This is a genomic window from Burkholderia sp. AU30198 (assembly GCF_020419825.1).
GTDB lineage: Bacteria > Pseudomonadota > Gammaproteobacteria > Burkholderiales > Burkholderiaceae > Burkholderia.
This window is the reverse complement of sequence record NZ_JAIZSA010000016.1, coordinates 190,584-213,188: the sequence shown is the minus strand read 5'-3', so window position 1 is coordinate 213,188 and position 22,605 is coordinate 190,584. Positions and strand designations below refer to the sequence as shown.

Genomic DNA, 22,605 nt, shown 5'->3' with positions numbered 1-22,605 from the left:
TGTCAGCTCTGGCTGTCGTCCCACCATTTTTCATCGCGTGAAGAAAACGATGCGTGATTCCACACTCAAGATTGCGGTACTTTTCGGCGGGGCCAGCGCAGAGCGCGACGTCTCCATTTCCAGCGCCACTCAAGTGATCAACGCACTGCGTTGCGCCGGTCACAGCGTGGTGGCAATAGACACCGCTCGCGGCCCGCTCTCGCCAGAAGAAGATGCGCTTCTCTTGACTTCGCGGATACAGGACGCACCGCCGCCGTCCGGCGCACCTGCCCAATCGCCGTCGGCTGTCTTCGACCTGCTCCGCTTTCCCGAACTGACCGAAGCCGATGTCGCATTCCTCGCGTTGCACGGCGGCGCCGGCGAGGACGGCACCATTCAGGCGATGCTCGACCTGGCAGGCGTGCCTTATACGGGCAGCGGACACATGGGTAGCGCAATTGCCATGAACAAGAACATGGCAAAGCGCCTGTTCTCCTCCGGCGGCATCCGCACGCCGCGCTGGTTGATGCTGCCGTGCGACTTCGATGACATACCCCGGCGCGTCGGCTATCCGCTCATCGTCAAGCCGAATCGGCAGGGCTCGACAGTGGGCCTGTCGCTGGTGCACGCGCCCGACGAACTGGAAAACGCCGTGCACCTCGCTCGGCAGTTCGACACGCAGGTGATGGTGGAACAGTACATCGCCGGCCGAGAGCTGACTGTCGGCGTGCTGGGCACGCAGGCACTGAGCGTGGGTGAAATCGTCATCGAGCCGGGGACGATTTTCGATTACCGGTCGAAATACCAGGCGGGACATGTGCGTGAGCAATTCCCGGCCACCTTGCCAGCGGCCACGCTCGAAGCGGCGCAACGGATCGCGCTGCGCGCTCACGCGCTACTGGAACTCGACGGCTACAGCCGCACGGACCTCAGGCTGGATGCGCAGGGCATGCTCTGGTGTCTCGAAGTGAACACGCTGCCGGGCATGACCGCCACGAGCCTGCTCCCGCAGTCCGCGGCCGCCTCCGGTATCGCGTTTTCGCAGCTCTGCGAGCAGATCTGTCTCGCGGGCATCAATCGCGATCGGGCACTCGCATGACTTTCAACGCGCCAACCTCTTTCACGCGCCATGCGCGAGCGAACCTCCAGGAATTGTTCGGCTTCGATTCGATCCGGGTACCGCGTTACCCTCTGCTCGACGGCGCAACGCCGATTCACCCCCTGCCGCGCCTGAGCGCCTATCTTGGCGGTGCGACCATTCATGTGAAGCGGGAAGATATAGCCGGCGTGGGCGGCGGCGGCAACAAATTGCGGAAGCTGGAACTCCTGATCGGAGAGGCATTGCAGTCAGGCGCCGAAACGGTCATCACGGTTGGCGCGAGGCAATCGAATCACGCGCGGCTGACCGCGGCTGCGGCAGCCCGCGCGGGGATGCGATGCGAGGTTGTGCTCACACGCTCCGTGCCGCGCGACGACGCCGATTACGTTGAAAGCGGCAACATCCTGCTCGACAGCCTGTTCAACGCACGTGTGCACGATTTGCCGGCTTCGGCCGATGCGATGGCGTACGCCATCGCCCGTGCAGACGAGCTGCGTGCGTCAGGGCAGCGTGTCTATATCTGCCCGTTCGGTGGATCGAGTCCGGTTGGCTGCCTCGCCTATGCTGCGTGCGCAGCCGAAATCGTCCAGCAGTCCCGGGCGCAAGGCAACCACTTCGATCGCATCATCGTGCCCAACGGAAGTGGAGGCACGCATGCCGGTCTGGTTGCCGGCTTGGCGGCGCTCGGGACCGGGACGATTGAAGTCGACGCCTACACCGTCTATGCCCCCGCAGCAGAGGCTCATCGCGCCACGCTCGACAAAGCGCAGCAGACGGCCCGCATCATCAATCGCGATACGGAAATCTCGCCCGATGCCGTTCGCGTCGACGCCTCGCAACTCGGCCCCGGCTACGGCATCCCCACGGACGCCATGCGTCGAGCTGTCCGGCTACTGGCCTCTCAAGAAGGGCTCTTGCTCGATCCTGTCTATAGCGGAAAGGCGTTTGCGGGGCTCATCGAAGGGGTTACCTCAGGTCGTTACGCATCCGACAAAAACATTCTCTTCGTCATGACCGGGGGGCTGCCTGGCTTATTCGCCTACCGGCACGAGTTTCAGGCGGCTTGAGATGGCTGAGCGAGCGCCATAGGCCGTCCAGATGCGGCATTTCACGGCGAACCTAGGCCACCTACCTCCCGTGCAGGCTCGTTCGAAAACACCGAACGTCTTCGTCACGTCGATGGTACGTCTGGGCACCTCGGCCACAACACAATGACACGAACATTCGAGTGCGGTCACGCAGACCTGTCCACGCCAAATCGACGCGGGCTCCCGGCCCACTCGAATTTTTCGTTGAATGAGTTCCAGGAGAGGAGCAGGCAATGCAATCACTCGGGCTTTGGCTGCGGCGCGCTGGTGCCGCGTTGGCTTTCCTGTTGGCCTTTCAGGCTCAATCGTACGCGGCGCCCGCCGTGGTCACGGAACACTCGCTGACGGTCAACGGGATCAAGCTTCACTACCTGGAGGCGGGCACCGGGAACGGCACGCCCATCGTACTGCTGGCCGGCTATGGCGAGACGAGCCACATGTGGCTGCCGCTCATGCCCAAGCTGGCCACGAATCACGTCGTGATCGCGCCGGATCTGCCGGGCGCCGGTGCGTCGGACATCCCTGCGGGCGGTTACGACAAGAAGACGATGGCCCAGGACATTCACGCGCTGGTGCAGGCGCTCGGCTTTCGCGACGTCGAGGTCGTGGGACACGACATCGGCCTCATGGTGGCGTACGCCTACGCCGCCCAGTACCGGGACGAAGCCAGGCGCCTTGTGCTGATGGACTCGTTCCTGCCGGGTGTCGGTAACTGGCAGCAATACTATTACTCGCCCGCAAAGTGGCATTTCGCGTTCTATGGCGAAACGCCGTTGAAGCTCGTGCAGGGCCGCGAGCGAATTTACCTCGATCATTTCTGGAACGACTTTGCGGCCAATCCCGACCATTCGATGTCGGAGGCGGATCGCGCGCTCTATACGAGCATCTACGCACAACCGGGCCGCATGCGCGCGGGCTTCGAATGGTTCCATGCTTTTCCGCAGGACATCCAGGATTTCCAGCAATTCGCGAAGACGCCATTGCAGATGCCGGTTCTCGTCCTCATCGGACAGAAGGCCGCCGGTCGTTTCACGATCGATCAGGTTCGCGTGACGGCGGCGAACGTGCAAGGGGAAGTGATCGAAGGGGCTGGCCATTGGCTGATGTCCGAGGCGCCCGATCGAACGATGGGGGCGCTGGTCACTTTCCTCAATGCGGGCGAGTCCCGATCACGCTGACGGCCTGCTTGATCACGACCAGATGGCGGATGCCCGGCTATCGTTGGGTGAACGCGCGACCCGTTCCTCGCGGCTGTGCTCCAGGAAATCCGGCAAGAAAATGACGGGAGAGCAACCAGGCGCCGCACTGACATGAGTCCACGCGTACGTTGGCCGTCCGAAGTCAGTTTGGAAGGTCCCGCACGTCATCGTGCGGCGAAGGTTTCGGAAGGGGCAGTTTCCGACGGTCACCATCGGTGGCTGTCGGCCAGGGGCGATCAGTCGACATGGCCGTGTAGTTCGTTGACAATCGGTCTTTCCAAAGTTGGTCGCGCTTGTTGAAAGCAAATCAACGATATGTGCTTCAGTCGGCGCTGTCGACTGTAATCCACGCCGGAATGACTCCAATCGCCGCATGAACGGGAAAAACAGGAATGGGAGCAGGAATGCATATCCGCGCATCGACGTCCGGCCCGCGTCGCGCAGCGCTCGGCGTCGCCACGGCGCTGACATTTTCGTGGTTCACCGCAGCGCAAGCGCAGAGTTGCGCATCGGATAGCGTGGCGCCAGAGTGCTTGCTGCAGCGGAGCCAGGACGAATTTCAGCAAGCAGACGACGAATTGAACCGCACGTACCAAAAGGTTTTGAAGTCGATGTCTCGGCCGCGTGACGAGTACGTCAACTATCCGGCACTCAAGGTGAAATTTGTCGAGGCTCAGCGGCAATGGGTCCGTTTTCTCGGTACCGAGTGTGCCGCCTGGTATCTGATAAACGAGGCAGGTGCGGATCGGAATCTTGATCTGCTGACTTGCGAAATCGACAGAACACGCGATCGTACGCGTGAATTGAACGCGTGGCTTAAGCAAGTGAGCCATGATTAGCGCAGCACTATGAGGCAGACCGGCTACAGCAACCCAAGCTTGCCGCCAGGTGTTGGCTTCGGGCGTTCCGGTCGCAACTGGTACGCCAACAAAGGGGCGGCTACTCGGCCGGGCGTATCGGGTAGCTCCCGGCCACGAACGGTCATGCGATGCCCTCGAGATGGCAGAGCGGACGGATGTTTGACGGCATCTCGGCCGGCGGTCGGGCGCTTGTCGGCCATGAAGTGTCGGTCGCACGTCCGCGGCTCGGACATCCAGAAGTCGGCTTAGCTCTTGGCAGCGGCCCTTCGGGTCCGGCATGCTAGCTTCCCAACTTCGAACTCCGCTGCGCTGGCGGAACCGATGTCTTTACCTTTCACACTAGTTACGCCAGGATGGCCTTGAAGGTCGGCTGCCGGTCTCCGCGGTTAGAGTGCTTTGCCGTAGAATCAGCGTTCGAGGCCACGGGTACTTTGCAGGTTTCTGCCTGTTGCGAATCAAATTCGGCTTCGCGAGCACGACAAACCATCTATTATTTGAAAAAACGCAATCTTTCGGGGTAAAAGATGAGCTTTACTGACGCTGGCAAGCAAATAAATCTTCTCGATGCTATCGAGGACGCCATCAACGCTGCAGCCAAAGGATTAGGCAAAGTCAACGTCGTGACAGTTGGAAAAACCGGTGTAGGGAAGAGTACGCTGATCAATACCATTTTTCGCGGCGACTTTGCGAAAACTGGTTCTGGTAAGCCCGTCACACAGAAGATTGTCGAGATCACCAAGCCCGGCCACCCGCTCACCATTATTGACACTAAAGGTTTGGAGGTCGCAGATTACGCGAGAACCAGGGACGAACTCCGCGACCTGATACAAGACCGATCCTCGTCCGAGGACCAAAACCGGCATATTCATGTTGCGTGGCTGTGTATTCAGGAGGGAAGCGATCGCGTCGAACCCGCAGAAGTTGAGCTATGCGAGATGCTTGCCAAAGCGGGCATTCCAGTGATCGTGGTACTGACCAAATCGCGAAAAAACGAAAAATTCCTTGAAGAGGCAAGCAAGCTTTTGTCGCGCGCTTCAGATTTCGCACGCGTTCGGGCGCTCTCCGAGCGAATTGAAGAACTTGACGCAGTTTTGCCGCCCATCGGATTGGATGATTTGATCGCCGCAACGTCGAAACTGATACCGGATGCACAGAGGCGCGCGTACGCAAACGCATTGTCGACGCGCAATAGAAAGGCTCTCGATGAAAAAAAGTCCCAAGCTGAGATCGAAGTGAACATCGCTGCAGGTCTGGCAGCGACTGCAGCGGCCGTACCCATTCCGTTCTCAGACGCAATTGTGCTTGTTCCGATTCAGGTCTCGATGATTGCGAAGGTTGGCGTCACTTTCGGGATGGAAGTGAGCACGGCAACCCTGACTACGCTTGTCACTTCCGTGTTGGGAACATCCGCGGCGACTCTGATAGGACGCACGGTCGTCTCTACCCTCCTTAAGTTGATTCCAGGAGGGGGCTCCGCTGTTGGTGGCGCAGTCGCGGCATCAACAGCCGGCCTAGTTACCAGAACTTTGGGCAACGCCTACATTGCCGTTTTGTTCGAATTTTGTTCGGCCCATCCAGGCAAAGATATCGACGTTGCGATGATCACGCAGGCCTTGAAGGAGAGAGTAAATCTCTGAAGCCCCACCCGGTAGAGTGTTCGAAGATCTGGTGTCGCACTTGATACCGTAAACCTGAGACTGAAGACTTCGCGCAAGGGCGGCATGATATAGCATTATTTGAGAGGAATGCCGCCTCAGCGTGATGCCGTGGTTCGAAGTATTTCCTTCCTATTAGAGCGCCACTCAAAGCGATAGGGATGGTCATCGGCGACCCGCGTCTCGAAGTCGAAAGGCCGGTTGTGGCTGCAGAACCGCCGTTGAGCTTTTGGTGAGTCGAAGGGCGGTCGTGGGTCGGTAGCGGCCGCGGCAAACACCCGGTAACAAGGGCCTCGATTCATCTTTCTGACCGAGGCCCTTTCAGACAAGGCACAAGCCCTACCGCTCATTGAAGTACCGTTCGCAGGCGCACGGGAAGCTAGCGTCCTCATGCGCTTGGGAAAAGTTACTTTGACCATGCGGATACGCCAGCAGCCGCGACTCGCAAGCGCGCTCTGTCGTTCGACCAGCGGCAGGCGATCACAACAGGCACGTGCCCGCCCCCTTCTGCCTGATTCGCCCCCCCTCGAATCAGCTCACCTACTTCATCGCCACCAACGGCCCGACAAACGCCTCGAAGTGCGGCAACCAGATCGGTATCGCCTCCTTGACCGAGAACATCCCGTGCCCGTTCTTGCCGAACGGCGGCTCGACAACCATCTGCCCGCGCCCACCCGCCCCCTGAAACGCGGCAAACCACGTCGCCACCACCTCCGGCGAGAAATACTTGTCGTTCTGCACGTAATGCCAAAGCACCGGCACACGCGTCGTGCCCGCGAAATGCCCGATCGTGTCGGCCATCTGCTTCGGATCGCACGGCATGCCGGGATGAGTCGTCGGATTCCCCCCACGCCCACCCGAGAAGTTCACCACCGCGACCACCCCTTGCGGCGCGTAGCCAGCGGCCGCCAGCGAAGCAAAACCACCCGCCGATTGCCCGACCAGCACGACGCGGTTTCGATCCACCTGCGGCAACGTCTGCGCATACCGCACGGCCGCGAGTACATCGCGCGCGGCCTGCTGGCCCGCAGCGAGGTAATCGGGATGCCGGCACGACCCCGCATCCTCTTCATCGACCCCGCCCGTTGCCCCGTACCCGCGGCGGATCGGCACGATGACCGCGAAACCGAGTTGCACGAACGTCCGGATCTGCGGCAACGCGCGGTAGCGGCGCACCTTCGGCCGGTCGCGCGGATCGGGCGGGCTGCCGTGGCTCAGCACGATCAGCGGAAAGGGCCCTGGGCCGTCCGGCATGTAGGTGGTGGCAACGATGTCCCGCGTGCTCGCCCCTTCGTCGACCGGGACCTTGACGACGGTCTCATGCAGATCCGGCGCGATGGACGTGTCTTCGACCGCCGTCGCCGCGCAGCCGACGACGGAAGCGATCAATGCGCCCGAGATCAGCACCCGGCACAGGCGAATGGCGACCCGGTTTCGACGAACGACGATGCTCATGGGTGATCTCTCCACGAATCCGCAGCCGACGGCCCACGCTGCCGCGCCGCATACGGCGAAGGCGTCAGTGTATCCGGGCGGCGGCGCGGGCGGGCGGGCCAGTCGCACGCGCGCAACCCGCACCGGCATCGCAGCGACCCCATTCGCGTGCGCTCACCACCGATAACTGACATCCCCCGTCACCATCAACCGCGTGCCATAGAAGCACCCACCCGCCGAAAAACACGACGACACATAAGTCCGGTCGAACAGGTTGTTCACATGCGCCGCGACCCGCCATCCCTTCCACGCGGGCCGCTCGACACCCAGGTCATACGACAGCCCGAGATCGAACAGCACGACAGCCGGTACATCGAATGTATTGACGTTGTCGCCCGCACTGCGCCCGACATATCGCACGCCCCCACCCACCCTCAACCCGCGCAACCCCGGTCGCTCAACCGCATAGTCCAGCCACATCGACGCGAGATGCCGCGGCACCGCCGCCACGCGCTTGCCGACGACGGTCGAATCCGTATCGGCCTGCACCGTCGTATCGAGATACGTGTACGCAGCAATCACATCCAGTTGCTTCCACACTCGCGCGCGCCCTTCCAGCTCGATCCCGCGCGATCGCACCTCCCCGGTCTGCACGCTGAAGAACGGATGCTCGGGATCGGCGGTCAGGACATTGCGCTGGCGAATATCAAACGCAGCGATCGATGCGTTCTGCAACCGATCTGGCGACTGATAGCGCAACCCGACCTCGAACTGCTTCGCCTTCGTCGGCGTGAACGGCTGGCCATCGAAGCGCGTGCCGAGCGCCGGCTCGAATGATGTCGAATAGCTCAGGTACGGCGCAAAACCGCTATCGAACAGATAAACCGCCCCCGCGCGCCCCGTGAACGCCCGTGTACTCTGCCGCACGCTCGCGGACCGCAGCAGGTCGTCGGTCGTGGTACGCGACCACTCCTCACGCCCGCCGAGCGTAAAGACCCACCGATCCCAGCGCACCTGATCCTGCAGATAAGCGCCGATCCGGTCAGGCGTCTGGCGCGTCTGCTGCGCGACCGGCGGCACCGCATACGGCTGCCCGTAATCGGGCGCCCGCGTATCGAGCGGCGGCGCCGCGCCAAAACCCGATCCGACGAGGTTCGCCACCGCATGCTCATACGACAGCCCGGCCAGCACCGTATGCTCGACCGGCCCCGTCATTACACGCATCTCGGCCTGGTTGTCGAGCGCGAGATGGTTCACATGCTCGCGCGACCACGACAGCGACCGGTTCAGCACACCCGGCGAAAGGTACGGCGCGATGAAATTAACGGCCGCGCCCGCGAAGTCGACATCGAGGTGCGTATAGCGCACGTTCTGCCGGACCTTCCACGTCGAATTGAAACGATGCTCGAACGCATAGCCGATCGTCGCTTGCGTGCGGTCATACGTGTCGAAGCCCGGCAGGCCCGGAAAGAAATGCGTCGGAATCCGCCGCCCCGCATCAGGCCAAAGCGTACCGAGGGCCGGCAGCCAGCCCGCGAAGTTGTTGTGCGGATCGCGCTGGAACGACCCCAGCAGCGTGAAACTCGTATCGGCATTCGGCTGCCACGTCAGCGACGGCGCGACGACGATCCGCTGCTGCCGCGAGTAATCGATCTGCTCGTCCGCACGGCGCGCGAGGCCGTCGATCCGGTAGCGCCATGTACCGTCCTGCGTCACGGGCCCGCTGAAGTCGAATGCAAGCTGCCCGCGATCGCGGTTGCCGGTCTGCACGGCGAGCAGGTGCTGCGCGTCGCGGGTCGGCCGCTTGCTGACCATGTCGACGATGCCGCCGGGGCTCGCCTGCCCGTACAGCACCGACGCCGGGCCGCGCAACACGTCGATGCGTTCGAGCGTCCACGGATCGACAACGCTCGCGGCCCAGTTCACGCCTTTCGGCAGCGGCAGGCCATCGAGCATCTGCGGATTGATCGCCGCTGCCGCGAAGCCGCCGAAGCCGCGCAGGAACACGCTCTCGAGCACGCCGCCGGGGCGCGAGTCCGCGTAGGCGCCCGGCGTGTAGCGCAGGCTGTCGCCGACGCTGTGCACGTCCTGCCGGTCCATCTGTTCGCGCGTGACGACCGACAGGCCCTGCGGCACTTCGACGATCGCCGTGTCGGTCTTGGTGCCCGCGCGCGACACATCGGCCGCGATGCCCTGCACGGGGCCGACGCCCGTCTCGCGTCGCCCGTCGACGACGATCGGCGCGAGCATCGGCGCATTCGCGGGCTCGCCCGCGTCCGGCGCATCCTGCGCCGCAGCGGCAACCGGCATCGTGGCCGTACAGGCCAGTGCGGCCGCCCAGCCCGGCACGCGCCGCAACGCCGCGCGCAGCAACGGAAATCCTGGCCGAGCACGGCGGCCGGTGTGTGATTGATTCATCTCGGGTTATCCGGAAAGCGGAGACGGACGTGGGCGGATACGCCGCGCCGTTGAGTAGGAAGACGGGCCGCTCATGCAACGGCGACCTCGACTGAACAGCGAATGGGAATCATTTACGCCGACGCGGCGCGGGTAAATGCCGGTGGACGCAATCGACGAATGTGCGGCGCGCATCGATCGGCCGCAGGTTAATTCGCCTGGCGTTAACAAAATGTCACGCTTGAATATCGTTATCCTGAACGATCAACGCGAATGATCGGATGATAGGATAGCGACACCCTCCAGTTTCAAGCGAAACACGCAATGTCAAGCCTGCCCCCGGCCACCCGACACTCGCTCGTCGAATCGGCAATCGAAATCCTCAAATCCAATATCACTTCCGGCATCTGGCAGGTCGGACAACGCATTCCGACCGAGCTCGATCTCGCGAAACAGCTCGAGGTCGGGCGCAACACGGTGCGCGAGGCCGTTCGCACGCTCGCGTATTCCGGCGTGCTCGACGTGCGCCAGGGCGACGGCACCTATGTGCGGCGCAATGTCGATCCGGCCGACACGATGCGCAACGTCGATCGCGCCGCGCGCGGCGACCATCTCGAGCTGCAATGCATGCTCGAAACGGAATGCGCGCGCTATGCGGCGCGCCGGCGCACCGACGCGGATCTCGCGACGCTGCGCAAACTGCTGAAAGCGCGCGGCGAGCGCGAAGCGTCGCGTGACGTGAAGAAGTTCGTCGAGCGCGACCGCGCGTTTCACATCGCCGTGGCCGCCGCCTCGCACAATCACGCGCTCGAAGCGTTGTATCGCTACTTTTCGGGGTCGATCCTCGCGAACATCGAGGACGTCCTCGTCGAGCTCGACAAGGCCGCGATTCCCGAGCCGGACCTGCAGGCGCACCAGGCATTGCTCGACGCGATCGAGCAGCGCGACGAGAACAAGGCGGTTCGCGCGACCCTTGCGATCCTCAAACCGCAGATGACCTGGCTCGAGACCCACGATACCCACGAGGCCCACGAGACGCCCGCCGGCTGACGGGCCCGCCCCGCGCGACGCGGCGACGGCTGCGATCACGTCACGCCGCCTGTCCGGCGCGGATCGATCCCGGCGCGCCCGCTTGCGGGTGAAACCACCCCCAACAACCGGGCAACACTTGCGGCCGGCCTTGCATCATGTAAGATTCGATTGATCCAATCATCCTATGATTGGATCAATCGCACCGGCACGTTGCGAATTTCCGGTTTCGCCGCCCGGGGGAAGGCATTCGACGCGGCACCGCTTCCCTTTGCTGACAACGGCGGCACATCGATGCACGAGATTTCCATGAAGTCCGACGCGCCTTGTCTGCCCGGCGGGCGACCATGACGCGCAGGCGCCGAAACCCGGCGCGTTTGCCGCCGTCCACTCGCTGCCACCCGATGCCGGCGCCGGGCAATCGCACCACCGATGCGTGCGTCACGCGCGATGTCGCGCGCCATCGTTGCGTACGCTGCAGTCACGCTGCGGGCGCGCACCACGCACGACCGTTGCGTGACGTGCACGCGATGAAACGGAGAAGCCGATGGCACCCGATCTGAACCTGCTGATTGCGCTCGACGCACTGCTCGAAGAAGGCAGCGTCGTCGGCGCCGCACGCCGCATGAACCTCAGCCCGCCCGCGATGAGCCGCACGCTCGCGCGCATCCGCGAAACGGTCGGCGACCCGATCTTCGTGCAGGCCGGCCGCAAGATGGTACCGACGCCGCGCGCGCTCGAACTGCGCGACGTCGTCCGCGACACCGTGGAGCGCGCGTCGCAGTTGCTCGCCCCGTCCGCGGAAACCGATCTCGGCACGCTCGACAAGCAGTTCAACGTGCGTGCGAACGACATCTTCGTCGGCCTGCACAGCAGCGGCCTGCTCGACGAGATGGCACGCCGGATGCCGCGCGCGATGCTGCGCCTGATGCCCGAGGAAGACGACATCGACGACGACGCATTGCGCAGCGGCCGCATCGACCTGTTCATCAGCGCGTCCCGCCGCCTCGGGCCGGAGATTCGCGTGCAGCCGCTGTTCACGACGACCTTCGTCGGTCTCGCGCGCCACGACCACCCGATCTTCGACGACGACATCACGCCCGAGCAGTTCGCGCGCTGGCCGCATATCGGCGTATCGCGGCGCGGCAAGTCGGCGGGGCCGATCGACGACGCGCTCGCCGCACGCGGGCTCGCGCGGCACGTGCTGCTCGTCGTGCCGACGCCGTATGCGGCGATCTTCGCACTGCAGGCGTCGGACCTGATCCTGCCGCTGCCCGAGCATCTCGCGCGCGGCGCGGTGCAGGCCGGGCTCGGCGTGCGCACCTTCGAACTGCCGGTACCGCTTGAAACCGTGCTGATCACGCAGGCGTGGCATCCGCGCTTCCAGAGCGACCCCGCGCACCAGTGGTTGCGGCGTGTCGTGCGCGGGCTGTGCACCGGCCAGCCGGCACTGCATCCGGCGCACGCATGACGCATGCGTCGCGCGCACTCGTCGAGTGCAAAGACGTCACTGTTCCGCATCCATGGCTCGACCGTAGACTGGCTTCGTCCTTTCTCACGGAGCGAGCGCAGTGCATGACGCAGCAGACCAGACGCGCGCCGTCGCGCCGCCCAGCCGCCTGACCCGCGCGGCCGCGGCGTTGATCGCGCGCATCGACATTTTCACGCCGCGAGGCGCGTATGTCGCGCGCTCGGTCATCGCCGCCGCGCTCGCGCTCGGCGTCGCGTACCTGCTCGCACTGGAAACGCCGTACTCGGCGGCGTCGACGGTGCTGCTCGTGATCAACCCCGTCCAGGGCGCCGTGATCGGCAAGGGCGTGTGGCGCGTGGTCGGCACGATCGCGGGGATGGTCGTCGCGTTCGTGCTGATGGGCTGCTTCGCGCAGCAGCCGCTGCTGTTCATCCTCGGCTTCGCGTTCTGGCTCGGCGTCTGCGTCGCGGGCATGACGCTGCTGCGGCACTTCCGTGCGTCGGGCACCGTGGTGGCCGGCTACACGATCGGCCTCGCGACCTACGGCGCGATGCAGCATCCCGAGCTGACCTTCGAGCACGTGATCGGGCGCGGCTCGACGGTCGCGATCGGCGTGCTGTGCCTGAGCCTCGTGTCGATGCTGCTCGGCACGCGCGACGTGCATTCGAAACTCGAAGCGCTGGTGACGCGCGTCACGGCCGACGTCGCGCGGGTCATCGCCGCGCAGCGCAAGGGCCTCGCGGCGGCGCCCGCCGACGCCAAGCGGCACGCACTGTTCGCCGGCATCTACGGCATCGACGATCTGCTCGCGCTCGGAAAGGCCGAATCGGAAGATCTCGCGCAACGCGCGGCCGCCGTGCGGCACGGGATGGCGTCGCTGTTCGGTGCGCTCGCGGGCGGCATGCCGCCACTGCCGGCCGACAGTCCCGGCGCGCGCGCGGTCGCGGCACTGCAGCCGCGTCTCGCGGCCGCGTGGCAGGCCGCCGCCGACGCATTGGGTGACGGCCCCGGCGGTGCGGCGCGCGCGCTGGCGCTGCTGGCCGATGCGCGCGAACGCCTGCGCGACGCCCTCGACGGCATCGCGCTCGGCAATCCGCGCGTCGAGGCGGCGTTGCTGATCGCCGGCGAGCGGCTGATCGAACAGATCGACGACTACCGCGCGGCGCTGGACGGGCTCGTCGAACTGCAGCGCCCGCGGCCGGGCCATCGGCCCGCACGGGTGCGCTTTCACCGCGACACGGGCGCGGCCTTGCGCAACGGCGCACGCTCGGCCTGCGCGATCGTGATTGCCGGCGCCTTCTGGCTCGTGACCGGCTGGAACCAGGGCGACATGATGCTGCTCGTCGTCGCACCGTACTGCGCGCTGCTCGCGACCGCCGGCAACCCGGCCGCCGGTGCGCAGGCGTTCATCAAGGGCACGGTGCTGGCCGTGCCGGCCGCTTTCGTGTGCGCGTTCGGCATCCTGCCGCGCATCGAAGGATTTCCGCTGCTCGTCATCGCGCTCGCGCTGTTCTGGATACCCGGCATCTACGCGACGAGCGTGCCGAAGACCGCGCTCGCGGGGCTCGCGTATCTCGTCGCGTTCAACACGCTGACCGGCGCGACCAATCCGTTCCGCCCCGACGTCACGCTGTTCCTCAACCAGTCGGTCGCGTGGGTACTCGCCACGTTCCTCACACTGCTCACGTTCCGGTTAATCCTGCCGCGCAACCTAGCCACCGACGCCACGCGGCTGCGCCGCACGATCCGCGACGACACGCTCGCGCTCGTGGCCGGCAGGCGTGTCACGGCGGCAGGCTGGCAGCAGCGCCAGCAGCACCGGATCGCGCAGCTTGGTGCGCTGCTCGCCGGACAGCCGGCCGCGATGACGCAGGCGAGCATCGAGGCCCTCGCGGCGCTGCACGTCGGCAAGGAACTGCTGCGGATCCGCCGCGGCGCCGCGCGCGACGACCTGCCCGATACCGCGCAGCGGTGCGTGCGCGCCGGGCTCGCCGGCCTCGCGCGGCACGCGGCCGCCCCCGCGCGCGCGGCCCGGCATGCACGGCGCGCCGCGCACGCCCTCGTCGGCCTCGCCGCCGCGCAGCCGGGCAATATCGAACTGAAGTGGCTGATGGCCGCGTTCGCCGACGTCTACGTGCTGCTGCATACGTACGCCGCCTATTTCACCACCGTTCCGGAGCGCGCCCGCGATGCTCAGTGAATTCCCGCTGGCCGGCATCTACCTGCCGCCGTTCTTCGTCTATGCGTGCGCAACCGTGCCGCTCTACATGGCCGTGCGCGCGCTGCTCGCCCGGCTCGGCGTGCTGCGCCGCGTGTGGCATCCGGCGTTGTTCGAGTTCGCGATTTCGCTCGTGCTGGTCGCCACGCTGATCCTCACCTTCTAGCCCCCGTCGGAACGTATCGCGTCATGTCGCTCAAACCCCTCACCCGCTCCCTGCTGACACTCGCCACGGTGGCCGTCGCGAGCGTGCTGGTCGCCGCACTCTGGCATGCGTACGTCCTCGCGCCGTGGACGCGCGACGCGCGCGTGAGCGCGCACGTCGTGCGGATCGCGCCCGAAGTGTCGGGCACCGTCGTCGAAGTCGCGGTGATCGACAACCAGCGCGTCGCGAAAGGCGACGTGCTGTACCGGATCGACCCGCAGCGCTTCGCGCTGGCGGTGGCGCAGGCAGAAGCGCAGGTCGCCGCGACCGCCGAGACGATGCGCCAGAAGCGCGACGAAGCGCAGCGGCGAGCCGGCCTCGACGATCTGGTGCCGCGCGAGGACATCCAGCGCTCGGGCCGCGCGGTGGCGATCGCGCAGGCCGAGCACCGCAAGGCGCTGGCCGCGCTCGACGTCGCGAAGCTCGACCTCGAACGCACGACATTGCGCTCGCCGGTCGACGGCTACGTGACGCAGCTGCGCCTGCGTCACGGCGACTACGCGGTCGAGGGCAAGCCCGGTATCTCGGTGCTCGACGCGCACAGCTTCTGGATCACCGGCTATTTCGAGGAAACCAAGCTGCGCCGCATCGCGACGGGTGCGCCCGCAACGATCCGGCTGATGGGCTTCGATCCGCTGCTGAACGGGCACGTGACGAGCATCGGCCGCGGCATCGCGGACGAGAACGGCACGCTCGACGAGCTCGGCCTGCCGGCCGTCAATCCGACCTTCAGCTGGGTGCGGCTCGCACAACGCATTCCGGTGCGCATCGAGATCGACCAAGTGCCGGCCGGCGTACTGCTGGCGGCAGGCATGACGTGCAGCGTCGAAGTCGGTGAACGCGGGCGCGAGCGCACGCCGCGCGGCCGGCTCGCGTCGTGGCTGCACGCGTGGATGTGAAGGTGGCGACGATGCGATGCCTGCTCCCCCCACGCCGCGCGACACGCTACGCGGGTGCTTTCGTCGCGGCCTGCACGTGCGCGCTGGCCGCGTGCACGACAGTCGGCCCCGATTACGTGGCGCCGCAGCCCGCGCATCCGCCCGGCTGGATCGCGCCGCGCGACACGGTGCCGGCCGATCCCGCGCAGTTGCAGGACTGGTGGCGCGCGTTCGGCGATGCGCAGCTCGATGCGCTGGTCGGTCAGGCGATCGCGCACAACCAGGATCTCGCGATCGCGCGCCAGCGGCTGCTGCAGGCGCGCGCCGAGCGCGACCGGATCGCGAGCCGCCTCGGCCCGACCGTCACCGCGGGCGGTAACGCCGATGCGCTGCGCTCGTCGCGGGCGCTCGACTGGCCGCCCGGTATCGGTCAGTCGCGTACCTACCGGCTCGGCTTCGATGCGTCGTGGGAACTCGATCTGTTCGGCGGCACGCGACGCGCGGTCGAATCGGCCGACGCGCAGATCGACGCGCTCGACGACGATCGCCACGCGATCCTCGTGAGCCTGCTGGCCGAGCTCGCGTCGGATTACGCGGCGCTACGCGCGACCCAGGAGCGGCTGCGGATCGCGACGGACAACGTCACGAGCCTCGACGCCACCCGGCGGCTGACCGAGCAATCGAACCGGCGCGGCCTCGGCACGTCGTTCGCGGTCGCGCAGGCGCGCGCCGAGCTACAGCTCGCGCAGGCGACCTTGCCGCCGCTGCATCGGGACGTCGCGCAGCTCGCACATGCGATCGGCGTGCTCGTCGGCGGTTTTCCGGAAGCGCTGCGCGACGCGCTGAGCGCGCCCGGTGCGACGCTGCCGGTCGCGCCCGCCCTGCCCGTCACACTGCCGTCGGACGTGATCCGCGAGCGCCCCGACATTCGCGCCGCCGAACGGCGGCTTGCCGCCGCGACCGCGCAGATCGGCGTCGCGCGCGCCGAGCAGTTCCCGCATTTCGCGATTCCGCTGAGCCTCGGCACGACGGCCAGCCTCGTGCAGGACCTGTTCACGGGGGCGAGCGTCGCCTGGTCGGTCGCGCTCGACGGCGCACAGACGCTGTACGACGGCGGCCGCGCGAAAGCCGGTGTCGACGCCGCGCGCGCGGCCGCCGAGGCCGCACGGCTGGCCTACGAACAGCGCATCCGCAGCGCGTTTCGCGACGTGGAAGACGCGCTGGTTGCGATCGGCGCCGCACGCGACCGGCAGGCCATGCTCGCCGCAGCCGTCGACAGCAGCCAGGATGCGCAATCGCGCGCGACGCGGCTGTACCGCAACGGTCTCGGCGAATACCTGTCGGTACTCACTGCGCAGCGCGCAACCTACCGCGCACGCGATGCGCTCGCACTCAGCCGGCTCGCACAGGTGCAAGGCGCGATCGCACTCTACAAGTCGCTCGGCGTCGGCTGGCGCAACGCGCCGCCCGTCACGCAGGCCAGCGCAACGTCAGCGAACGCACCTTGAACGCCGCCGCGCGACCGCCCCGACGCTTCGGCGTCGCTCATCCACCGGAGAAACCTCGATGCCCGCTCTCGATCCGAATGATTTCACGCTGCACGACATCCATCTCTTTCCGGCCTGCGTGTTTTGCGCCGAACACGCGACACCGGGCTACGCGTCCCGCTGGGAACGCGAGATCGACGCGCTGATGCGCCACGGCGAGCCGTTCGTCATCGTCTACATCGAGCTCGATACCGACGAGAGCCATGAAGACCGCAAGCATCGCGCGGTCTGGCTCAAGCAGAACAAGGACGCGCTGGGCGCCGTCTGCAAGGCGCTCGTCAGCGTCGAACCCGATCCCGACCGGCGCGCCGAGGTGGCCGCGCAGGGCGAAACCGCCGTCAAGGCATTCGGGATTCCGCATCATGCGGTGGCGTCGTTCGAACAGGCCCTCTCGCTCGCGGCGCGACTCACGCGGCAGCATTCGGGGAATGACGCATGGCAGGCCGGACAACAGGCATGACGGGGCCGGCGCGCCACGCCACGTTGCACTCGCCACGAACACGAGGGCCGTCATGCGCTATCCCGCCCTGACGATCGCGAACTCGCACACGCTTGCGTCATGTCCGTCACGGCTCCCCGATGCAGGCGAGGTGCTGTTGTGGCGACTGCGCGGCGAATGGCAGCTCGTCACCAGCGAGCAAGGTCATCTCTGCCTGTCGAAGACGGAGTTGCGGCGGGTCAGGACGCATCCCAATCGCGCGCATGCCCGCCGCTTCGCGATCGGCCGATCGGCGCTACGCGCGATCCTGGGAACCCTGGCCGGCCGCGCGCCCGACGAACTGACGCTGATCGACCGCGATGCCGACCATCTCGCGATCGCGGGCTGCGACCGGCTGGACGGGCTCGACGTCGTGGTCGGCCATGCCGGGATCTGGATCGTCATCGCGATCGCGCGTGGCCCGATCGGGCTGGGCATCGCGCAGACCAGCGCGCTCGCCGATCCGGTTTCGCGCGACCAGCTGCGGCTGGACAGCATCTCGAACGCGTGTGGAAGCGGACACGGCGCGACGCTCGATTCGCTGGCGCCACTCGCGGGCGCATTCCGCGCAGTCGATACGCCGCATGCGGGCCACTGGCGCCTGCTCGATATCCCGCTCTCCGGCCTGGCCTGCGCGGCAACTGTTGCTGCTCGCCAGATGGACCGGATCCACGCGGTGGGCTGGCGCGGCGAGCGAAAAGACTGGCTGGCTGATCGCGATCAGCATCTGCGGGCGGCGACGGTGCGCGAGGCAGCGGTCATCGTCGAAGCCGGATAGGCCGACGCCGAAGCCTTCGCGTCTCATGATTGCACTACGACCGCCGTCGGCATCGCCGATGGGAGCCGTTCATGGGAGCGCACGAAGGGAGCCGGTTATGGGAGCGGGTGGTTTCAATGTCGGGCAACGGCGCGGCTGAAGCCGCGTGCGACCAACAGGAAGGTGGAAAAATCGGGCATGGCGCCGTTCTATGTCCGCCGGTGAAAGGGGCGAGTCGGTGTATCGACCGGCCCCGCCAAATGCGATCACTGCCCCGTAGCGGTTTCGATTGCGTCCGTGTCCCACTTCCCGCGTCGCGTTGCGTCGGCCAGCATCCCCAGGGTCAGCGGCCGTCGCTCCGGGCGGCGGAGGCGCTTCACGAACAGCCCGACGAACGACGACAGCCATTCCTGGCCTTCGGGGCCGAAATACCGTCGGTACGGGAACCCTTGGGCATCGACGCCGAAGGTCTCCGCCCACTTGTCGATGAACGCTACGGCGTCGAGGCCCGTGACGCCAAGATCCTGCTCAAGCCGGGACTCTGGCCTCAGGTTCAGTTGGCCACCGAGCAGCGGTCGACCGAGCTCCTCGCGTGTGAAGGCTTCCAGACGTTCCCAGGTATCGTCTTTCATGGTTCAGCGCACCCGGTCTTCGGGCTTTACGATTCGGTTGCAGGTCGACACGATGTTACGCATGATCAGGAAGGCGTCGCGAGCCGGGAACACCTCACCCACGACAGGGACGCTAACCTGACCGACGCGCATCGCTTGCGCAGCGGCCAGGGCAAAGACGTCAACGGGCCGCAAATCCTGCCAGGCGCGGCTGGCGTACCTGCATTCACTCATTCATTTTTCTCCTGATCCTGCAAGGGCGCGGCCCTCTCGGCGTGTGCCCGCTGCGAAGGCGATACGTTACCGCATCGCCTCGAACGGCCGGGCCGGCAACGCCCCGGTCCGAGCGGTACACGATCAGCGCGCCCGTTTTCGCGTGCCGGCCGGCATCGTGCAGCCACGGCAAGCCGAACCACATCATCCACAACGGCAGCATGAAAACGACGATCTCGTCGCGTGCCTTCCAATGCACACCGAACCATCGTGTCATCTGGTGGCGCATTTCGTGCGGTAACATGGCGATCCGACGAAGTGAATAGCAGGATCCACGGCGGACATCATGACTGCAGAACCCAAACCGTCCCGCACGAGTCGCGCTGTTCGGCCACTGCCTCTGTCGGTCTGGAATGCCCCGGTTGATACAAGCGCGGCCTGTTCCGGACGTCGGCGACATGGCCTCTCCTACACACCTGCCGCCGGGAACAGCCACGCGCCTGGGCGCGCCGCACGTCACAGCATCGGCGTCACATCGGCGGCATCGGGGCCATCAAGAATCGGCACACCGCGCAGCGCCGCCGGGAGCCTCCCACCCGGCCCGACCTTCCGCACCGCTTCCGCAACCCCTGATCGGAACACCGCCCACCCGCCCCGGCCACACCCCTCCGCTGACGCCACGGCAATCCAGCCGTGCAGTCTTCCCGTCGTGACTCGACGCAACGCCACGCTTGGGAGCACGAAATGAAACTCGGAGGGCTGGGCCGCAAGATTGCGGTGTCGATGGCGGAGCTGGCGCTCGGGATCATGCTGGTCGTCGTGCTGATGGTCTATGGGTTCTACTACGTGATGCTCAGGAACTGGAGCGAGGTGTGTTACCAGTCGGGCTGGCTTCCGTCGAACACCGAGTGGGTATGGCTGAGCGCCACGCTCCTGATCGGCCTGATACTCGCCATTGTCGTGTCGACCCGGCTCGCGCATCGCATTCTGGTGCCGCTCAACTCGGTCGCGGACAGCATTCGCCGCGTCGCCAAGGGCGACCTGACCGCACGCGCCGTCGCCGGCGATCGATCGATTCGCGAAGCCGCGCTGATCGCGGACGACTTCAATGCGCTCGCGGCCCAGCTGCAGCGCATGACGGACGAACAGGCATTCTGGAATGCCGCGATCGCGCACGAACTGCGTACGCCGGTCACGGTCCTGCGTGGGCGGTTGCAAGGGCTGGCGGAAGGCGTGTTCCAGCCGGGCGAGGCGCTGTTCCGAAGCCTGTTGATTCAGGCGGAAGGACTGACGCGCCTGATCGAGGATCTCCGCGTGATCAGCCTCGCCGAGAGCGGGCACCTGAGCGTCAGCATCCAGAAGACCGATCTGGCGACACACGTCAAGGCGGTCGTCGAGATGTTCGAGGATTCGCTGGCCGCGGCCGGTCAGCACATGGTGCTCGATCTCGATACGCGCCCCGTACATAGCGACCCGTTCCGGATGCGCCAGGCGCTGCTCGCGCTGCTGGAGAATGCGCGGCGCTATGCGGTACCCGGCGCGATACGCATTCGCACGCGCGTCGAAAACGGTGCGTGTCATTTGCAGGTCGAAGATGAGGGGCCGGGCATTCCGGCCGATTGCGCGGCCCAGATTTTCGATGCGTTCAGGCGCGTGGACGATACGCATTCCAGCCAGAAAGGCGGCAGCGGCCTGGGGCTGGCCGTGGTCGCCGCCATTGCGCAGGCTCACGACGGAGAGGCATCGTGCCGCCCGACAGCGTCCGGCGGTACCGTGTTCGAGTTGCGCTGGCCCGACAGCCCCGCATCGCCGCGCATCGCGACACCGAACCGGAAGGACGTGGCGCCCGCCACGCAGCGTACCGTCGATACCGATCCGCGCTGAACCGCTCGGCAAGCGGCCGACGCACGCCGTGCGCCGGCCTGCCGCCCCGCACCGTCTCGCACACGCCCGCCACCGCTGAGCGAGTGTTGCGCGTGCCCCGATCGGCACGCCCGCCGTCTACGCCGAAGCGATCCTCGCGATAACGGCACCCGGAACGCAACGCCGGCGATGCCGATGGCCTGCACGGCCACCGTCATTTCATCAGATGATTGCGGCGTTCCAGGATTCCCGCGCCGCGCAGCCTGCTTCCAGATACCGCGAGGTCGCCCCGCCACCCGCGATCTTCGGGCTCCGCCCGCGTCCGGACCGCCCTCCCGTCAGTCTTTCGCCCCCTCCATCAAACCTCCATCTTTCCGCACAAAAAACTCCATCGGGCGCACGCACACTTCGATCCGAAAATGCGGGCCACTGGGTGCCTGCGTCCCATGGAGTCCACATGAAAAATCAGAAACGAGCCTGCTACGGCGCCGTGTGCGCGCTGGTGGCGGCGATGCTGGCGGGCTGCGGGCCCTCCGAACAGCAGGCCGCCGCGCCGGCCACACCGGTTGCAGCGATGACGCTGGCAGGCGCTCCCCTCGACCTGACCGAAGACCTGCCGGGCCGCGTCGCGGCCGTCCGGATCGCCGAGATCCGGCCGCAGGTCAGCGGCATCGTGCAGCGACGACTGTTCGAGCAGGGCACGGAAGTCCGTGCCGGCCAGCCGCTGTTCCAGATCAACCCGGCGCCGTTCAAGGCCGACATGGACACGGCCGCGGCGGCCCTGCAACGCGCGGAAGCCGCGCTCGCACGCGCCAAGGTGCAGACCACCCGGCTGAAGCCGCTGGTCGAGGCCGACGCGATCAGCCGCCAGGTATATGACGACTCGGTATCGCAACGCGACCAGGCTGCCGCCGACGTCGCACAGGCTCGTGCGACGCTCGCACGACGCCAGCTCGACCTGAAGTTCGCAACCGTCGAGGCGCCGATCACGGGCCGCATCGACCAGGCCCTCGTGACCGAGGGTGCGCTGGTCGCGAGCAGCGACAGCCAGCCGATGGCGCGCATCCAGCAGATCGACCAGGTCTACGTGGACGTGCGCCAGCCGGCCGCGTCGCTTGAATCGCTGCGCGGCGCGCTCGCGGCACAGCCGGACACCGCGGGCAACGGGCTGCCGGTCGACGTGCTGCGCGACGACGACAAGCGTTATGACGTGAAGGGCCGCATGCTGTTCTCGGGCGTCAACGTCGACCCGGGCACCGGCGACGTGCTGCTGCGCGTGCTGGTCGACAACCCGAAGCGCGAGCTGCTGCCGGGCATGTACGTGCGCGCCCGCATCCCGCGTGGCCACTACGAGAACGCGCTGACCGTGCCGCAACAGGCGATCGTCCGCGCGGGCGGCAAGCCGCAGGTCTGGGTGCTCGACGCGAAGAGCCAGGCGCACCTGAAGGCCATCGAAGTGGGCGAGCTGACGAATCGCAGCTACCGCATCAAGTCGGGTCTGCAGGCGGGCCAGAAGGTCGTCGTCGAAGGCATGGAGCGCCTGAGCGACGGCGCGACCGTCACGGCGACCGCATGGAAGGCGCCTGAAGCGGTCAAGACCGCTTCGTCGCACTGAGTCACGGGG

General features: G+C 66.2%; 19 protein-coding genes and 1 pseudogene. 15 read left to right on the top strand and 5 right to left on the bottom strand.

What is annotated here, in order from left to right; genetic code table 11:
- Positions 1-49: 49 nt before the first annotated feature.
- The 5 genes from LGN19_RS29930 to LGN19_RS29910 all read left to right on the top strand — a co-directional run bounded on the left by LGN19_RS29930 (position 50) and on the right by LGN19_RS29910 (position 5,862).
- Positions 50-1,078 (top strand): D-alanine--D-alanine ligase, encoded by a 1,029-nt coding sequence (locus LGN19_RS29930; RefSeq protein ID WP_226218759.1) that lies wholly within the window; start codon positions 50-52, stop codon positions 1,076-1,078.
- Positions 1,075-2,145, top strand: a complete 1,071-nt coding sequence (locus LGN19_RS29925; RefSeq protein ID WP_226218757.1) for a D-cysteine desulfhydrase family protein — start codon at positions 1,075-1,077, stop codon at positions 2,143-2,145. Before LGN19_RS29930 ends, LGN19_RS29925 begins: the two co-directional genes overlap by 4 nt.
- A 254-nt stretch (positions 2,146-2,399) precedes the next feature.
- Entirely contained in the window at positions 2,400-3,344 is a 945-nt protein-coding gene (locus LGN19_RS29920) for an alpha/beta fold hydrolase (RefSeq protein WP_226218755.1), read from the top strand.
- A gap of 425 nt (positions 3,345-3,769) precedes the next feature.
- Entirely contained in the window at positions 3,770-4,204 is a 435-nt protein-coding gene (locus tag LGN19_RS29915; protein WP_226218753.1) for a lysozyme inhibitor LprI family protein, read from the top strand.
- A 545-nt stretch (positions 4,205-4,749) separates the two neighbouring features.
- Positions 4,750-5,862, top strand: a complete 1,113-nt coding sequence (locus tag LGN19_RS29910; protein ID WP_226218751.1) for a GTPase — start codon at positions 4,750-4,752, stop codon at positions 5,860-5,862.
- Between the two features lie 558 nt (positions 5,863-6,420).
- On the opposite strand, the gene LGN19_RS29905 is transcribed toward LGN19_RS29910, so the two are convergent.
- Positions 6,421-7,443, bottom strand: coding sequence for an alpha/beta hydrolase family protein (locus LGN19_RS29905; protein WP_226218749.1), 1,023 nt, complete (start codon positions 7,441-7,443; stop codon positions 6,421-6,423).
- A 45-nt stretch (positions 7,444-7,488) separates the two neighbouring features.
- Positions 7,489-9,732: a TonB-dependent siderophore receptor gene (locus tag LGN19_RS29900; protein WP_226218748.1), complete on the bottom strand. Its 2,244-nt coding sequence runs from the start codon at positions 9,730-9,732 to the stop codon at positions 7,489-7,491.
- Between the two features lie 303 nt (positions 9,733-10,035).
- Between LGN19_RS29900 and LGN19_RS29895 the strand changes: the two genes are divergently transcribed.
- From LGN19_RS29895 to LGN19_RS29860, 8 genes are all read left to right on the top strand, one after another.
- A complete protein-coding gene (locus LGN19_RS29895) occupies positions 10,036-10,761 on the top strand; it encodes a FadR/GntR family transcriptional regulator (RefSeq protein WP_226218746.1) in 726 nt (241 codons plus the stop codon).
- 526 nt (positions 10,762-11,287) lie between these two features.
- On the top strand, positions 11,288-12,211 hold the full coding sequence (locus LGN19_RS29890) for a LysR family transcriptional regulator (RefSeq protein ID WP_175221923.1): 924 nt from the start codon (positions 11,288-11,290) through the stop codon (positions 12,209-12,211).
- A gap of 100 nt (positions 12,212-12,311) precedes the next feature.
- A complete protein-coding gene (locus LGN19_RS29885; protein ID WP_226218745.1) occupies positions 12,312-14,411 on the top strand; it encodes an FUSC family protein in 2,100 nt (699 codons plus the stop codon).
- Positions 14,401-14,595, top strand: coding sequence for a DUF1656 domain-containing protein (locus tag LGN19_RS29880; protein ID WP_174957465.1), 195 nt, complete (start codon positions 14,401-14,403; stop codon positions 14,593-14,595). Before LGN19_RS29885 ends, LGN19_RS29880 begins: the two co-directional genes overlap by 11 nt.
- 23 nt (positions 14,596-14,618) lie before the next feature.
- Complete coding sequence (locus LGN19_RS29875) at positions 14,619-15,533, top strand: HlyD family secretion protein (protein ID WP_226218743.1); 915 nt, start codon at positions 14,619-14,621, stop codon at positions 15,531-15,533.
- An 11-nt stretch (positions 15,534-15,544) separates the two neighbouring features.
- Entirely contained in the window at positions 15,545-17,020 is a 1,476-nt protein-coding gene (locus LGN19_RS29870) for an efflux transporter outer membrane subunit (protein ID WP_226218741.1), read from the top strand.
- A gap of 58 nt (positions 17,021-17,078) precedes the next feature.
- Positions 17,079-17,519: a hypothetical protein gene (locus LGN19_RS29865; RefSeq protein WP_175221927.1), complete on the top strand. Its 441-nt coding sequence runs from the start codon at positions 17,079-17,081 to the stop codon at positions 17,517-17,519.
- Positions 17,520-17,571: 52 nt separating this feature from the next.
- The gene (locus LGN19_RS29860; protein ID WP_226218739.1) at positions 17,572-18,315 is read left to right on the top strand and encodes a hypothetical protein; all 744 of its coding nucleotides are present in this window, start codon (positions 17,572-17,574) and stop codon (positions 18,313-18,315) included.
- A 245-nt stretch (positions 18,316-18,560) separates the two neighbouring features.
- Here the strand turns inward: LGN19_RS29860 and LGN19_RS29855 are convergent, their stop codons facing one another.
- The 3 genes and pseudogenes from LGN19_RS29855 to LGN19_RS29845 form a co-directional block, all read right to left on the bottom strand.
- Positions 18,561-18,926 carry a DUF1493 family protein gene (locus tag LGN19_RS29855; protein WP_226218738.1) on the bottom strand — a complete coding sequence of 122 codons (366 nt, stop codon included), beginning with the start codon at positions 18,924-18,926 and terminating at the stop codon, positions 18,561-18,563.
- Between the two features lie 3 nt (positions 18,927-18,929).
- Positions 18,930-19,040 (bottom strand): annotated as a pseudogene (locus tag LGN19_RS39965) (STM2901 family protein); the annotation flags it as partial.
- A gap of 91 nt (positions 19,041-19,131) precedes the next feature.
- Positions 19,132-19,422 (bottom strand): hypothetical protein, encoded by a 291-nt coding sequence (locus LGN19_RS29845; protein ID WP_226218735.1) that lies wholly within the window; start codon positions 19,420-19,422, stop codon positions 19,132-19,134.
- A 440-nt stretch (positions 19,423-19,862) separates the two neighbouring features.
- Between LGN19_RS29845 and LGN19_RS29840 the strand changes: the two genes are divergently transcribed.
- Both LGN19_RS29840 and LGN19_RS29835 read left to right on the top strand, forming a co-directional pair.
- Positions 19,863-21,002: an ATP-binding protein gene (locus LGN19_RS29840; protein ID WP_122950415.1), complete on the top strand. Its 1,140-nt coding sequence runs from the start codon at positions 19,863-19,865 to the stop codon at positions 21,000-21,002.
- 436 nt (positions 21,003-21,438) lie between these two features.
- A complete protein-coding gene (locus tag LGN19_RS29835) occupies positions 21,439-22,596 on the top strand; it encodes an efflux RND transporter periplasmic adaptor subunit (protein ID WP_122950414.1) in 1,158 nt (385 codons plus the stop codon).
- Positions 22,597-22,605: the final 9 nt, after the last annotated feature.